Genomic DNA, 13,359 nt, shown 5'->3' with positions numbered 1-13,359 from the left:
ACGCCTCCATCCTGCGAGGCAGCCCTCTCCGGCTGCACTGCGAACGACAGGAGGAGCACATGGAAGCCGAACCCGTAAACCCCATCCCGGAGAACCTTCCCGAGCCGGCCATGCCCAACATGTTCGAGCTATCGGGCCGGGGAGTCTCCATCCACTTCTCGACCACCAGCTTCACCGGGGATGCCCGGTTCCACTACCAGGACTCCTGCCGCGAGGTGAACGCGAGCGGAGAGGAGATCCGCCAGGTAGAGACGGAGATGGGAACGCTGGTGACCCTCACGCTCGAGCCGGATGCGGACGCGGGCTCGCTCCTCTTCACCGTGTTGATTCCGAGGGCCCGCGTCGATGGCCCCGAGCGCGAGGTACGCATCGAGACGCAGGGCATTCTCACGCGCAGCCGGTTCGCCCGGATTCCCACCGACGCCCAGTTGCAGACGTACGTCGTCGTGCCGCTCCGGGGCCGGGCCGCGCTCGTCGACTTCTGACCGGAGAGCAGCCGGCGAGACAGGGGCTCGCCCGGGTGCCCATCGCCGGGCAGGGGCCGCATGGCAACGGTTACAGCCATGCAGCTCGGGTCCAAGCGCATGCTCGGTGAAATCCTGATGGAGCTGGGGCTCATCGACCGGGCCCAGCTCCGGCTCGGCCTGGTGCACCACCACGAGACCCGGGTACCGCTCGGCCGGGCGCTGGTGCGCGAGGGGCTGTGCACCGAGGCCGACATCCTGCGCGCGCTCTCGATGCAGCTCGGCCTGCCCGCCATCGACCTGGATCGCGAGCGCCTGGACCCCAAGCTCACCCGGCTGGTGCCCAAGCGCATCGCCCAGAAGTACCGGGTGGTGCCGCTGCGGCTGGAGAAGGGCGAGCGCGTGGTGCTGCACATCGCCATACCCGCCCCGGCTTCGCTCGAGGCGCTGGACGCGGTGCGCGCGGTCTCCGGCAAGCCCCGCGTCGAGCCGCACCTCGCGTCGGACACGGCGCTGGGCCATGCGCTCGCCGCGCTCTACGGCCTCCAGGATGACGTCACCGAGCCGGCCACCGGTTCCACCAGCGCCCCGGCTCCGGATGCGCCCCTGCTGCTCTACGCGTGGCCTCCCGTCACCGCCACCCTCATCTCGCGAGCACTCGCGAGGCATGGGCTGCGGACCAAGGTCGCCACTCCGCTGGAGGTCATGCACTCGTCCGCCTCGGACATCGTGATTGCCCCGGTGCAGGCCATGGAGGGGCTGCTGGCGGGCGAGGCGCGCATCTCCGGCGCGCTCATCCTCTCCGGGACCTCCACGGACGAGGACCTCGAGCGGGCCCACCAGATTGGAGCGAAGGGCTACGTCTCCAATCCGCTCGACGGCGAGCTGCTGCTGCGTGCCGTCCGCCGGCTGCGCTCCATGCCCGGCGACACGTCGCAGCCCCACTCGGGCCCGAACGGCTGAGCCGGGCTTCACTCCGAGCGGCTATCGAGTCCACGCCGCCATCCGGTAGAGTCCTCGCACCTGATGATTCCGTTCCGTGCGAGGGGGAAGATGAGTCCGAAGTCGGCTGTCGCCAGTGGAATGCTCACGATGGTGTTGCTCGGTGGTTGCCCGAATCCGGGGCGCTCGCAGCTCCGTGAGCAGCCCGCGCCTCCTCCCGCTCCGGCGCTGAAGTCCGCCTCGGCACCGTTGTCGGCTCCTGCCGCGGCCAGAAGACAGCCCGTGACCGAGGGCCGCTTGATCGACTCCGGGCTCATCATCGAGACCTTCGCGACGAAGTTCGGGGCGAAGGATCTCAAGCAGGTTCCGTCGGAAGTCATCGACACCGGCGTCTTCCGCTACGTGCCCTACCTCACGTACGAGACGGCCCGGGGCGAGCTCAACATCTACGGAGACCCCCAGCACCCCGCGGGCGTGGAGATCGGCATCTACGCGGGCAAGACCCGCACCAAGGAGGAGCTGCGCAGCCTGATGGCCGGGCTCCTCCAGCAGGCGGGCGACCGGGAGCTGCTCCACGGCCTGTCGCTCGAGGAAGACAAGCTGGAGCGCGCGGGCCTCACGTTCGAGGTCACGCCCCCCACGGCGGAGGGGAGCTACGGAGGCTGGTGGATCTCCATCTACGACGCGGCCGCCATCGACAGGGCGCGAGCCTCGGATGCGGAGCTGAAGACGATCGCCGTGGAAGCCCCCGAGCGGAAGAACGAGCCCCCGGCGGAGACGAAGAAGCCAGCGCGCAAGGGCAAGGAGACGGGCACGTCCGATCGCGTCTACATCCAGGACTACAGCCGGGAAGACGGCGCCTACGTCCGCCCCCCGCTGTAACACGGCTTCCCAAGCGAACCCGATTTCCCCTCGCCCTCCGGGAGAGGGTCGGGGTGAGGGTATCGAGGCTCCCGGGTTCCCACCGCTCGCCCGAGTGCACTGGGGCCGTGCCTTGTCCAGGTCTCCGAAGGTGAAGACCGTTCAAGGAGCGGCCCGGTGCATCCAGGCCGCGGGAGGCCCCCCATGCTCCATCTCCGCGCCCTGCAGGCATTCCTGTGGTCGCTCTTCCTCACCCCGGCGCTGGCGCTCGCCCAGCCGCCGGCCGAGCCCATCGAGCCCTATGAAGTCTACGACTCCACCCGGTGGGGCATGGGCTGGCTCTGGCTCGCGGTGCTCGCTGTCATCGTCGTTGCGCTGGTGGCGTGGGGTCTGTCTCGGGACAGGACCCATCGGGGTCCGCCGCTGACGCACTGAGCGCCCGCCCCGGCAAGGCGTGCCCCACCAGGACCTGGGCCCCGCGCGCGGCCTCCCACGTGGGACGGAGCGCCGTGGCGACCGCGGCCACCACCTCGGCCAGGGCCTCCGGACGGCCCTTGGGCTGGCTGTGTCGATAGCGCGCCCACTTCTCGTTGCTCCACGGGCTCCGGCCGAACTCGCCCGCCATCAGCCGCTCCATCAACTCCAGCGAATCCCCGCGCGATTCGAACGCCAGCCGCAGCGCCCGGGGCAGCAGCGCGGCCTCCAGCGGCGCGTACCGGGTGAGCAGGTACACGTCGAAGAGATCCTTGGGACGGAAGCGGCCCTTTCCCCGCTCGAAGAGGCCGTGCACCTTCCACCCGAGCAGCGTCTCAGGCCGGCACGCGAGCACCCGCGCCGCCTGGGCTTCCCCCACCTCGTACTCCGTCCACGCGGGGCCCGGGTCCATGGGGTCGCCGAAGCCCGTGTCGATGCGCAGCTCGAAGCTCCCGTCCACGCCGGGCAGCCGCGTCTCCACGAAGACCCGCACGCCCGGAAACGCCGTCTCCGCCCAGATGACCTCGGACCGCGGTGCGCCAAAGGAGAAGCCATCCTCCACTCCGGCCCGGAGGACGGACTCCAACCGCTTCACGGTGTCCGCCGCGTCGAAGGAGAACCGGGCGAGGAAGTCCAGATCCTCCACCGGCCGAGGCACCGGACCGCTCCACAGCCGCATCATCAGCCCGCCGCGCAGGACGAACGACTCCCGCTCCGGAGAGCACGCGAGGCGGCGCAGCACGGCCGCCCCGGCGCGCAACGGCAACTCATGGGCATTCACGTCGCGTCTCCCAACCAACCCCGGTCCAGCCCGTGATTGGAGTCGTACACCGTCCACTCCCGCATCCACTGCGTCAGCTTCAGCCCCGTGGCCGCCAGGTCCTCCAACAGCGCCGAGAAGCGCGCATCCGCGTTGGCCCGGCCCAGGCCGTACACCCGGAGCGTGACGAAGCGCTCGGACGCACCGTCCTCCCGCACCTTGCGCGCGTTGCGAGACAGGTGCGCGCCATGTTTCTCACAGCGGGCCCGCAGCGCTTCGACGTCCGAGTCCCCGGAAGGCAGCAGCACCTTCACGTGGAACTCGAAGTAGTTCGCGGGCTGGGCGCGTGCCGTCGCGTCGTCCTCGGGAATGTCCCGGTTCTTGCCCAGGGCCTCCAGCTTCAGGCGCTTCACGTCGAAGCCCTCGGACGCCAGGTCGCGCGCCATGGCCCGCGCCTCCTCGAGCGCATGACGGAGCGTGCCGTGGTGGTACGAGGCCGTCATGGGCTGGAAGGGCTCGGCGCCACGGCCCAGCTCGATGAAGATGCACTTCACCGAGGCCGCGTCGCAGAACGCGCGGAAGCGCCGCAGCTCCTCCTCGGAGCGCGCGGAGACGGTGATGTGCGCCTCGAAAGCGCCCCCCCGGCTCTCGGGCTTGGACGGGTTCCCGGTGACGATCGAGCCATACACGACGGCGCCTCCCTACGGCTGCGGCGCCTCGGGGCGCCAGTTCCAGACGGCGGCGCGCCCCGTGTTCTCCGGCAGGAGGCTGCCATCCACCTTCTCCGGCCGTACATACTTGGCGAGGAACTCCACCCTGACAGCGGCGCCCTCTCGCCGCTCCGCCCTCCAGACGGCCCCCTCCACCGGGTCCACGGCGCCATGGAAGCCGCCCGCCTGGAGCCGCTCCATCACCGCCTGGATTCCCAGCGGCCCGCCCTCGTGGATCAGCCCCGGCGTCACGAAGCCGCCCGTCCGGACGCGCTCGGTGACGGCATGCCACGGCAGCCGCTCGCCGTCCCGCATCAGGTCGAAGGCGACGAAGGGCTCATGCGGCAGCACGTAGCGGGTGCCATGCGCGAGGGCCAGCCACTCGCCCACGAGCCGCTCTCCGGGTTGGAGCACGGCCAGGAAGCGCTCCGTGTGCGCGGCGACCCAGGCCGCCCAGAGCCGGCGGGACTCATTGGGAGACCGGGCCGCCAGACGTCCCTCGCGGCCCAGGGCGAGCACGGAGTCCCCCACGCGCGCCGCGGCCACGCACGAGCCGTCGAGCTTCTCCAGCACCACGATGTGATCGTGGGCATCGCGGGCCCGCTCGGTGCAGATGCGCGCCAGCGCGAGGGACAGGTGGCGATCCGCCGGCCCGGTGCGAGAGCCCGGGAGGTGGGGAATCGAGCCATAGGCCTTGCGGCCGAGCGGGCGGAAATCCGGGTCGGGAGGGGGCGGCACCGGTGCGAGGGTAGCACCGGTGCCGGGCCGCCCCGGTCAATTCCGGGTCAGGCTGAAGTCGTCCACCTGCATCCAGGTGTCGCTGGTGGCCCAGAGTCCCGCGAACAGCTCGACGCTGTGGTTCGCACCGGAATTGAACTGCACCGTCACCTGGGTATAGCCAGCCAGGGGCTGGATCAGGTGGGTCTCGCTCAGGATGGGCCCGCCGTTCAGCATCCGCGCGCCGAAGTAGCCATCGTTGAAGTTCCCCGACGTCTTGAGCCACGCCCTCAGGGTGTAGAGCGTGTTCGGGACCACCGAGACCTCCTGCTTGATGGCATTCCAGCCGGTGCTGTTCCTCACCCAGGCGTTGTTGGCCCCGGTCCTGGCGAACCCGAGGTTGCGATCGATTCCCGCGTTGCCCTCGGCGTACCAGGGTGAAGACGCGGTCGAGGAAGACTGCTGCTCGAAGCCGGGATGGCCCACGAGGTTGGCGCCACGGGTGAGACTGACGTCATCGAGTTGCACCCAGGTGTCACCGTTGTTCGCCCACATGCCGCCGTAGACCTCGAGCATGGAGTTGGGACCGGAGTTGAAGGACACGGTGAGCTGCGTGTAGCCCGTCAAGGCGCCGAACGGCGTCTCCCCCACGATGGGGCCGGTGTTCACGCCCCTGACTCCGAAATAGCCCGCCGTGTTGTTGGCGGAGGTGCGCACCCAGCCCCTCAGCGTGTAGTCGGTATAAGGCTGGACGGCCACGCTCTGCTTGAGGGCATTCCAGCCGCTGCTGGCGCGCACGTAGCCCGCGTCCTGGCCCGTCCGCGCGGTGCCCAGGTTGCGGTCGATTCCTCCACTGCCCTGCACGTACCAGGGCGTCATCACGGCCGTGGCCGCCTGGGTCTCGAAGCCGGGCTCGGAGATCAGGTTGTCGCCAAACGTGTCGCTCGTCAGCGAGGCCCTCAGCAGGAACGTGTTGTAGGGCGTCCACTGGGACATGACGAAGTACAGGTCGGTCCCGCTGGTGGCCCAGGGATGGATGAACGCGTTGTAGAGGCCGGGGTACTCCGTCGCGCTCGCGAGCACCTTCTCGCCGCTCCACGGCCCCGTCGGCGTCGGGGCGTCCCGCATCACCACCGCCTGACGGTTCTCGTTCAGGTAGGTCATGAGGAACCGACCGAAATAGGAGTTGTAGGCGACGGAGAGCTCGCCCGCGCCACCCATCGCCACGGGCACGGCCGCGGCCTGGGAGGACGACCAGCCATTGCCATCCCAGTACCGGTAGTCATTGATGTTCAGCAGCGCGGTCTCGGGCACCCGGGCCAGGTACACGTTGCCGAAGCGGCCATTCGGCGTCGCGTACATGTAGACGAAGCCCCCGTTCTTGACGAAGGCCGCCATCTGGAAGTTGTTCGTCCAGGTGCTGGTGTTCGGCCACCTCGCGCTCGGGTGTTTGATCCAGTTCTGCCCGTTGTCGTCCGAGTACGCGATTCCGGAGTAGTTGGTGGACCACCTGCCCGCCTCGCCCCAGTTGTTGACGGACATGTAGTGGATGTAATGCCGCGCGCCCACGGTGACGCCCGCCGTCGGGATGACGGTGATCTCATCGAAGTTGAGCTTCTTCGAGTACAGGAGTTCCTTCGCGTGCCCCGCGTAGTCCTGGATCATCGTGGAGAAGGACAGGCCGTCCGCCAGCGTCTTGTCGGAAGACCTCGCGAGCACGTTGCTGCGCCAGCCCCCTCCGCACCCACCGTTGCCACACCAGCCATGGCCGAAGGTGTCGCCGAACAGGACGAAGATCTCCCCGCCCCCCTTGTCCCACATGATGCCGAGGTCCGTGCCCATCACCTCGTAATTCGTATGCGTTTGATTGGGATTGGGGAGGAACTCCCCTGCGGGAGTGGCTCCCGTCACACGTGAGACCCTGGTCACATTCGTCGGCGTGACCGCTCCGGCCGGACTCGCGTGAACGGCGACGCCCAGCGCCAGCGCCAAGACGCACGACTTCCTCATCCACCCGTGATTCATGTTCCGCAACCTCCGTGCTCGATGACCCAGACTCAAACGAGGAAAACTCGTAGCACGTTATTTTCCGTTAAAACGTGCTTTTCATTATCTGGGGAACACGGTCCGGGTTGTCTCCGCCCTCGTGAAATCGGAGGCGCGGACACGGTGGCAACCCGGGAGCTTCGATACCCTCACCCCGTCCCTCTCCCAAAGGGAGAGGGGATGTGGGGGAGATGGAGAGCAGATGGGCTCAGCGCACCGCCCAGCGGGCTCAGCGCACCGCCCAGGTGGCCGGGGGCACGTGGAAGACCTGCTCCGGCACGTTCACCGGCGTCAGGCTCGAGGCCCCCGCCTGCAGTGAGCCCGCCAGCGTCGGCACCACCCGGAACCGGGCACTGAAGGGCTCGGCCACGCCTCGGGGCGGCAGCTCGAGGCTCACCGCCCCATCCTCCACCTCGTAGGACGTCACCTTCCCCTGGCTCACCAGCGCATCCAGGCTCGCGCGGTCCACCTGCACCCCCGCGGGCAGTCCCTGGCGCAGCGTGAGCGCCATCCCCGCGGGCGAGGCCGCCTGCACCGTCACCTCGGCCGGCATTCCCACCTTCACCTCCGCCGGGCCCTTCACCGACAGTTCCAGCCCACGGCCCGTCTCGCTCGCGCGCCACGGCACGTAGGCCCCCAGCGTCAGCGAGAAGCCCAGTCCCGGCACCGCCGGCTCCGCGCGCACCGTCCACGAGTGCTTGCCCGCCGAGCCCGCCGCCGCTCCCTCCAACGCGAGCACCTCCCGCAGCGCCTTCGCGTCGAACGTGCCCTCCGTCACCACCTTGCCGTCCCGCTCCAGCACCACCCTCACCTGCGACGGCAGTGGCTCCTTGAAGAGCGCCAGTGCCGCCTGAAGGCCCACGAGGTTGGCGCGCCCATCCCCCCATCCGCGCTCGGGCCGGTAGTCCGCGAGCAGCGAGGTGCCCAGGTCCGCCAGCGGCGCCTCCTTGTCGTCCACGAGCGCCAGCACCGCGAGCGCGGTGGCCTCGGCCTCCGAGGGCACGCGCCCATCCGCGCGCACCACGCCCGCTCCCACCGGCAGGTAGACGGAGCCGTCCTGCCGGCTCCGGATGGCCTCTCGCACCTGCTTGCGCAGCGCATCCCGCACCGTGCCGGACACGCCCCCGCTGGCCAGGATCGCCGCCGCCGTGTAGCCGTCCTGCACCCGCGCCACGTAGCGCTCGAAGGCGCCCGCCACACGCGCGCCGAAGCCCGAGGCCCTGCGGCGCCCCGCCTCCGAGCCCGCCCCGGCACGCACCGCCCGGGTGCACTCCGCGGTGGCCACCAGCAGCCGCTGCAACGTCCACCCGTCCGCGCCCTGGCACGTCCCATCCGGCCGCTGCGCCGAGGCCACCTGTCCCGACAGGCGCTCGCCCAGACGCGCCAGCACCGGGTTGTCCGGGTGCGCCAGCGCCGCCTCCGCCAGCAGTGCCGCCGTGGCCACGTCCGGTGCACGGCCCGCCCGCAGCACCCGCTGCCCGGCGAGCGCCGACATGTGCTTCAACGACTCCGCGTCCGCCGTCGCGCCCAACGACTTCAGCAGCTCCGGCGCGCGGCCGGCGAGCAGCAGCGCATAGCCATCCTCGGCCACGCCTCCGCGCCCGGACGCCGCGGACAGCTCCGCGCGCAGCACGCCCAGCGCGCCCGGGAAGACGAGCAGCCGCACCCGCTCGCTGCCCGCCACCGCGTCCTCCGCGCCCGCCAGCTCCAGGGTGCGCGGTGCGGCCAGGGTGCCACCGTGCGTCTCCGCCACCGGCCGTCCCGTGGGCCACACGTCGAAGGTGCGCACCACCGAGTCCGTGCCCCCCAGCGAGGCCCGCAGCGTCACCGGCCCGGGCTGCGCCGCCCGCACCGTCACGTACTCCACCACGCTGCCCGCCGCCGGCACCGTCACCGTGCGCGAGCCTCCCTCCACCGCCGCGCCCTGCGCCTCCACCTTCAGCGGGCGCGTCACCGGCGTGCCCGTGGTGTTCACCACCTGCACCGGCACGCGCACCACATCACCCGCGCGCAGGAAGGGCGGCAGCACCGGGTCCACGTAGGTGGGCAGCGTGCCCGCGAAGCCGCTCACCGCCCCGGCCTGCGCTCCCGAGCGCGAGTGCGCCAGCGCCAGCACCCGCCAGTTCGTCAGCCGGTCCGGCACCTTCACCGGCACCGAGGCCGAGCCGGACGCATCCGTCACCACCAGCGGCTCGAAGAGGAACGTCTCGGGGAACCAGGCCCGTCCCGGCGTGGCCGGCGCCTCGGCCGGGGGCGCGGGCGGTGGCGGCGGTGGCGGCGCTCCCGGGGCCTCGGCCTTCATCGCGAAGCCCTCCCCTCCTCCTCCCCTGCCCCCCAACACGCCTCCCACGACGGCCTGGGCCGGTGGCGCCATGGCCTCCTCGGCCGCCATGTCCGCGTCCGCTTCGCCGAAGGCCTCGAGGCTCTTCTTCCCCGCCGAGCGGTCGTAGCCCGCCAGCGCGGACGCGGAAGGAGCCTCGTAGCGCGCCAGACTCCGCACGCACGTGTTCAGCGCGAAGCCCGCGACGAGGCATACCCCACCCACAACGACGTAGCGCTTCATGGCGCCTCCCGGGCGACCCACGCGCCCCAGTTCTCGACGTCCTCGGGCAGCCGCGTGCCGTTCACCACCACCGCCCGCGGGTCGGTGAGGGCCAGCATCTCCGGCGGCAGCCTCGACAGCTTCAACCGGCGGCCGAAGGCGTCCGTCACCGCCTCGCCGCGCTTCTCACAGGCCTCGAGCGCCTTCTCCCACAGCTTCGTCATCCCCGCGGGCGAGAGCGTCTCGCCCTGGGGCGCCGACTCCTCCCACGCACGCGCCTGCACCGACAGCTCCGCGAGCACCCGGTAGAAGGGCTCGGTCAGCTCCACCTCCGGCTCGAAGGGCTTCGCCACGGAGAGCGACAGCCGCCGCTCCCCGCCATCCCGCTGCGGCACGCCCGACACCCGCAGCAGCGTGGCGGCGGCCGCGTTGGCCCCCCGGATGCGGCCCATGGCGAGCGCCGTCCCATCCAGCACGTCGAAGGCCGGCGACGCCACCGTGGGCGCCGGACGCATGCCGTCGAGCGCCCCCGCCCCCGGCAGCGGCACGAGCTGCGACAGGCTGTCGTCCACGCCGAAGAGGCCCACCGCCGCCGGGCCGTCCTTGCCATCCACCCGCGTGTGCACCTGGAGGTGCGCCAGCTCGCCGGGCGCGTAGGCCGTCTTGTCCGGCGTCACCTCCAGCGCGAGCTGTGCGCGCGGCGCCACGTACACCCGGGCCACCGCTCCCGCCCAGCTCGCCTCGGCCCAGCCCTCGAAGTCCCCGGGCAGGAGGAAGCGCGCCGCCTTGTTCTCCACCTTCGCCTTCAGCTCCTTCTCCCCGGCCATGAGGATGAGCTCCTCGGGCAGCTCCCCGCTGAAGTCCGGGCCGCGCATCAGCTCGAGGCGTACCTCCTCCCCCGCGCGCGCCAGCACCGGCGTGGCCCTCAGGCGCGCGGGCGGCAACCGGGCCGGCGACAGCACCAGCTTCGTCGAGCCCACGTCCTCCTTGCCCACCTTCGCGCTTACCCCCAGCTCGTAGCCGAGCAGCGTCGTCTCCTGGGCCACGTCGCCCTCGGAGCCGTCGCTCGCGGGCTCGGCGGTAAAGCGCACCACGCCCATGGCACTTCCCGGCTCGGCGTTCAGCACCAGCCGCGCGAGGCGGGACTGGATGCAGGACAGGGGGGCCGCGGAGAGCATGCCCTCCTCGCGGGGCAGGGACGCCCAGCCCACCTCCACCTCGCGCTGCTTCGGGCGCGTGCGCCAGGTGAGCGCGGCCGGCAGTGGCGCGGACAGCGAGAGATTCCCGGGCAGGCACTCGCGCGCATCGAGCGCCGCGAGCCGCAGCGCCTCCACCAACCCCTCGCTGACGCCGGAGACGTCGAGCACCTGGAATTCGAGCGTGGGCAGCTCCGGGTCGCTCACCTCCAGGGTGAGTCCCAGCACCCGCTCGCGGCCGGGCGGCAGCGAGCGCCCCCGCACCACCGAGGCGAGGCAGGTGCCCAGCGGCAAGCCATCCGACGTCACGTCCACCACCGAGCCCCCGGCGGCCACGCGCACGCCCAGTGTCACCTGGGCGGAGCCCTCCTCGGGCGACACGAAGCGCGCACAGGGGTGCAGGGACTCCAGCCACCGCTCCAGGGCGAGCTGGTCCTCCAGGGCGGGCGAGCCGCTGTCCGAGAAGAGGTCCCTCACCGAGCTCAACGCCACCGGAGGAGGCGGAGGCACGCGGCGCACCGGCATGGCGGGAAGGACGACGTTGACGGGCGGGCCCGGGTCCAGCTGGAAGGAGGCCACGCCGTCCTCGTCCGTCACCGCGCGCACGCCCTCGTCATGCGGGTCCCACGCGCGCTTCACGGTGAGCTCCGCGCCGGGCAGCAGCTGGCCATCGGCAGTGGTGGCGCGCAGGTAGACGCGGTTGCTGTAGCCCTCCGCCAGGCCGTCGGACAGCTCCGTCACCGCCGACACGGAGAGCGCATCCTCGGCGAGCAGCACCGAGGCGCCGCCCTGCACCTGGTCTCCCGCGGGGTCCGTGGCGGACAGCCACGCGGAGAGGGTGGCCTGGCCGCGCAGGTCATAGGGCACGCGCGGCAGGGTGAGCCGGAAGCGTCCCGCGGCATCCGTGCGCGCCTTGCGGGGCAACCCGTCCTTCGCCTTCCCGTCGAGCCACTCGATGGGAGCCGGCCACCGGCCCGAGGCATTCCAGGTGACGTCCACCGCCGCCTCCGCCACCGGCGCGCCCGAGCTGTAGACGACCCGGCCCTCGACGACGGGCGACTCGCCCACGCGCCAGAAGGGCTTCGTGCTGACGGCCTCCACCCGGAAGCGCGGCAGGGTGAAGGGCTTCACCTGGAAGGAGGCCTCGCCGGAGGCATCCCCGCTCGTCCAGCGCGCCGTCCATCTGCCGGTGGGTGCGCCGCGGTCCAGCGGGAAGTCCCCGGCCACCACGCCCCAGGGGCCCGCGGGCATGCGCTGCTCCAGCACCACCTCGCCGGAGGGGTCGGTGACGAACCACGTGCCGGGGCGCCCGTCGATGGGCGAGAGATCCTTCGCGCGCAGCACCACGGCGCGGAAGCGCACCTGGTGGCCGGGCTCGTAGAGAGGCCGGTCGGTGAGCACGTGGACGCGGGCGGGAGCGTAGAGCGCCAGCGGGGCATCCACCGTCTCGGTGCCGACCGGCGTGGTGACGCGGGCGCGCAGCGTGTAGTCCCCATCCGGCAGCGCGGGCAGCTTCACCGGGGCGCGCAGGGAGAAGTCGGAATCATCCTGCTCCCAGCGCCCCTCGGACGAGAGGGGGGACTCCTTTCCCCCGGCGTCCACGAGGAAGAGCGAGGCCTCCAGACGCCGCACCGGGGCGCTCAGCCGCTCCCAGGCATTCTCGGTGGCCCCATGGGCCTCGGCCGACACATGGAGGGTGCCAATGGCCTCCCGGGCCAGCCCATCGGCCCGCAGGCCCACGGTCTGCCGGAAATTGCCATCCGGGCAGCGATGCACCTTCACCCCCTGGAAGACCCAGGCGGACACGCACACGTCCGAGGTGGCCCACCTCACCAGCCCCACGGCGAGCACCGCGGCGATGCCGAGCGCGACCCGGCGATTGAAACGGATGTTCATCTGCTCTCCCCAGCCGGCATCCTACGCCAGGAGCAGGGTCGGGTGCCGTTTCCTCCCGGGCAGGTTCCAGGGCCGGGGGATTGATTCAGAGCGAGGTGCTGGTCTACAGCTTCCGCTACCTGGACCCCCACAGCGGGGGGCGGGGGGCACTGGCGCGTCGCGCCGGCGAAGGAGAGCACATGTCGGTAATGGATAAGGTGAAGGCCGCGATCTTCGTTTTCGTCGCCGGTGGCATGGGTGTCGGCGCGGCGTGGAATCACATGATGGGCTCCGGCAAGGTGCACATCATCGTGAACGAGGGGCAGCAGGTGCGGCTGCTCATCGATGGCCAGAGCCTCTCGCCCGCGAGCGGCAGTGGCGAGCACCTGCGCTTCGACGTGAAGCAGGGCAACCACGAGGTGAAGATCGAGGACGTGGAGTCCGGCAAGTCCCGGACGATGGCCCTCGAGGTGGACTCGGGCTTCGACGACTACGTGCTGCCCGTCAACGAGGAGCAGTGCTTCACCCGCTTCGACGTGAGCAAGACGATGTACGAGGGCAGGGGTGGCGGTCTGCCCACCATCTCCGGCAAGTACCAGGCGGCCGGGCCCTTCGAGATGCCCAGCTCCTCCTACTTCTCGGTGGAGGAGCTGCCGCAGAAGCTCAAGAAGAACTCCTCGGCGTACCTGCTGCTCGCCACGCCCTGTCCGCTGCACCAGCTGGAGGACAGGCAGCTCCTCCAGCTCGCCGGTTTCGGCTCGCCCTGAGACGT

11 protein-coding genes are annotated in these 13,359 nt (G+C 71.2%); 5 read left to right on the top strand and 6 right to left on the bottom strand.

All coding sequences use genetic code 11. The features are described from left to right. Positions 1-59 precede the first annotated feature (59 nt). The 4 genes from NR798_RS06275 (at position 60) to NR798_RS06260 (ending at position 2,702) form a co-directional block, all read left to right on the top strand. Positions 60-485: a hypothetical protein gene (locus NR798_RS06275; RefSeq protein WP_375770503.1), complete on the top strand. Its 426-nt coding sequence runs from the start codon at positions 60-62 to the stop codon at positions 483-485. Positions 486-563: 78 nt separating this feature from the next. Further along, positions 564-1,427, top strand: a complete 864-nt coding sequence (locus NR798_RS06270) for a hypothetical protein (protein ID WP_375773731.1) — start codon at positions 564-566, stop codon at positions 1,425-1,427. Positions 1,428-1,517: 90 nt separating this feature from the next. Next, the gene (locus tag NR798_RS06265; RefSeq protein WP_375770502.1) at positions 1,518-2,288 is read left to right on the top strand and encodes a hypothetical protein; all 771 of its coding nucleotides are present in this window, start codon (positions 1,518-1,520) and stop codon (positions 2,286-2,288) included. 183 nt (positions 2,289-2,471) lie between these two features. Then, the gene (locus tag NR798_RS06260; protein WP_375770501.1) at positions 2,472-2,702 is read left to right on the top strand and encodes a hypothetical protein; all 231 of its coding nucleotides are present in this window, start codon (positions 2,472-2,474) and stop codon (positions 2,700-2,702) included. Here NR798_RS06260 and NR798_RS06255 read toward each other — a convergent pair. The 6 genes from NR798_RS06255 to NR798_RS06230 all read right to left on the bottom strand — a co-directional run bounded on the left by NR798_RS06255 (position 2,629) and on the right by NR798_RS06230 (position 12,608). Next, the gene (locus NR798_RS06255; RefSeq protein WP_375770500.1) at positions 2,629-3,522 is read right to left on the bottom strand and encodes a nucleotidyl transferase AbiEii/AbiGii toxin family protein; all 894 of its coding nucleotides are present in this window, start codon (positions 3,520-3,522) and stop codon (positions 2,629-2,631) included. The two genes, NR798_RS06260 and NR798_RS06255, sit on opposite strands and share 74 nt — an antisense overlap. Continuing rightward, on the bottom strand, positions 3,519-4,190 hold the full coding sequence (locus NR798_RS06250; RefSeq protein WP_375770499.1) for a hypothetical protein: 672 nt from the start codon (positions 4,188-4,190) through the stop codon (positions 3,519-3,521). The genes NR798_RS06255 and NR798_RS06250 overlap by 4 nt, the downstream gene beginning before the upstream one ends. Positions 4,191-4,202: 12 nt before the next feature. Then, a complete protein-coding gene (locus NR798_RS06245; RefSeq protein WP_375770498.1) occupies positions 4,203-4,949 on the bottom strand; it encodes an RNA ligase family protein in 747 nt (248 codons plus the stop codon). Between the two features lie 36 nt (positions 4,950-4,985). Next, positions 4,986-6,938: a DUF4185 domain-containing protein gene (locus tag NR798_RS06240; protein WP_375773730.1), complete on the bottom strand. Its 1,953-nt coding sequence runs from the start codon at positions 6,936-6,938 to the stop codon at positions 4,986-4,988. A 265-nt stretch (positions 6,939-7,203) separates the two neighbouring features. Next, positions 7,204-9,537, bottom strand: a complete 2,334-nt coding sequence (locus tag NR798_RS06235) for an alpha-2-macroglobulin family protein (RefSeq protein ID WP_375770497.1) — start codon at positions 9,535-9,537, stop codon at positions 7,204-7,206. Beyond that, positions 9,534-12,608: an MG2 domain-containing protein gene (locus NR798_RS06230; RefSeq protein ID WP_375770496.1), complete on the bottom strand. Its 3,075-nt coding sequence runs from the start codon at positions 12,606-12,608 to the stop codon at positions 9,534-9,536. The genes NR798_RS06235 and NR798_RS06230 overlap by 4 nt, the downstream gene beginning before the upstream one ends. Positions 12,609-12,787: 179 nt before the next feature. On the opposite strand from NR798_RS06230, the gene NR798_RS06225 reads away from it, so the two are divergent. Next, positions 12,788-13,354 (top strand): hypothetical protein, encoded by a 567-nt coding sequence (locus tag NR798_RS06225; RefSeq protein ID WP_375770495.1) that lies wholly within the window; start codon positions 12,788-12,790, stop codon positions 13,352-13,354. Positions 13,355-13,359: the final 5 nt, after the last annotated feature.

It is taken from the genome of Archangium gephyra, from assembly GCF_042230915.1.
Classification (GTDB): Bacteria; Myxococcota; Myxococcia; order Myxococcales; family Myxococcaceae; genus Archangium; species Archangium gephyra_B.
Note: the sequence above shows the minus strand (reverse complement) of the source record. Positions and strands in the feature narration are given on the sequence as shown.

Bases quoted from the DNA above. Each gene is read 5' to 3' on its own strand.
- NR798_RS06275 (WP_375770503.1), top strand. From the start codon at position 60: ATGGAAGCCGAACCCGTAAACCCCATCCCGGAGAACCTTCCCGAGCCG.
- NR798_RS06270 (WP_375773731.1), top strand. From the start codon at position 564: ATGCAGCTCGGGTCCAAGCGCATGCTCGGTGAAATCCTGATGGAGCTG.
- NR798_RS06265 (WP_375770502.1), top strand. From the start codon at position 1,518: ATGAGTCCGAAGTCGGCTGTCGCCAGTGGAATGCTCACGATGGTGTTG.
- NR798_RS06260 (WP_375770501.1), top strand. From the start codon at position 2,472: ATGCTCCATCTCCGCGCCCTGCAGGCATTCCTGTGGTCGCTCTTCCTC.
- NR798_RS06240 (WP_375773730.1), bottom strand. From the start codon at position 6,938: ATGAGGAAGTCGTGCGTCTTGGCGCTGGCGCTGGGCGTCGCCGTTCAC.
- NR798_RS06235 (WP_375770497.1), bottom strand. From the start codon at position 9,537: ATGAAGCGCTACGTCGTTGTGGGTGGGGTATGCCTCGTCGCGGGCTTC.
- NR798_RS06230 (WP_375770496.1), bottom strand. From the start codon at position 12,608: ATGAACATCCGTTTCAATCGCCGGGTCGCGCTCGGCATCGCCGCGGTG.
- NR798_RS06225 (WP_375770495.1), top strand. From the start codon at position 12,788: ATGTCGGTAATGGATAAGGTGAAGGCCGCGATCTTCGTTTTCGTCGCC.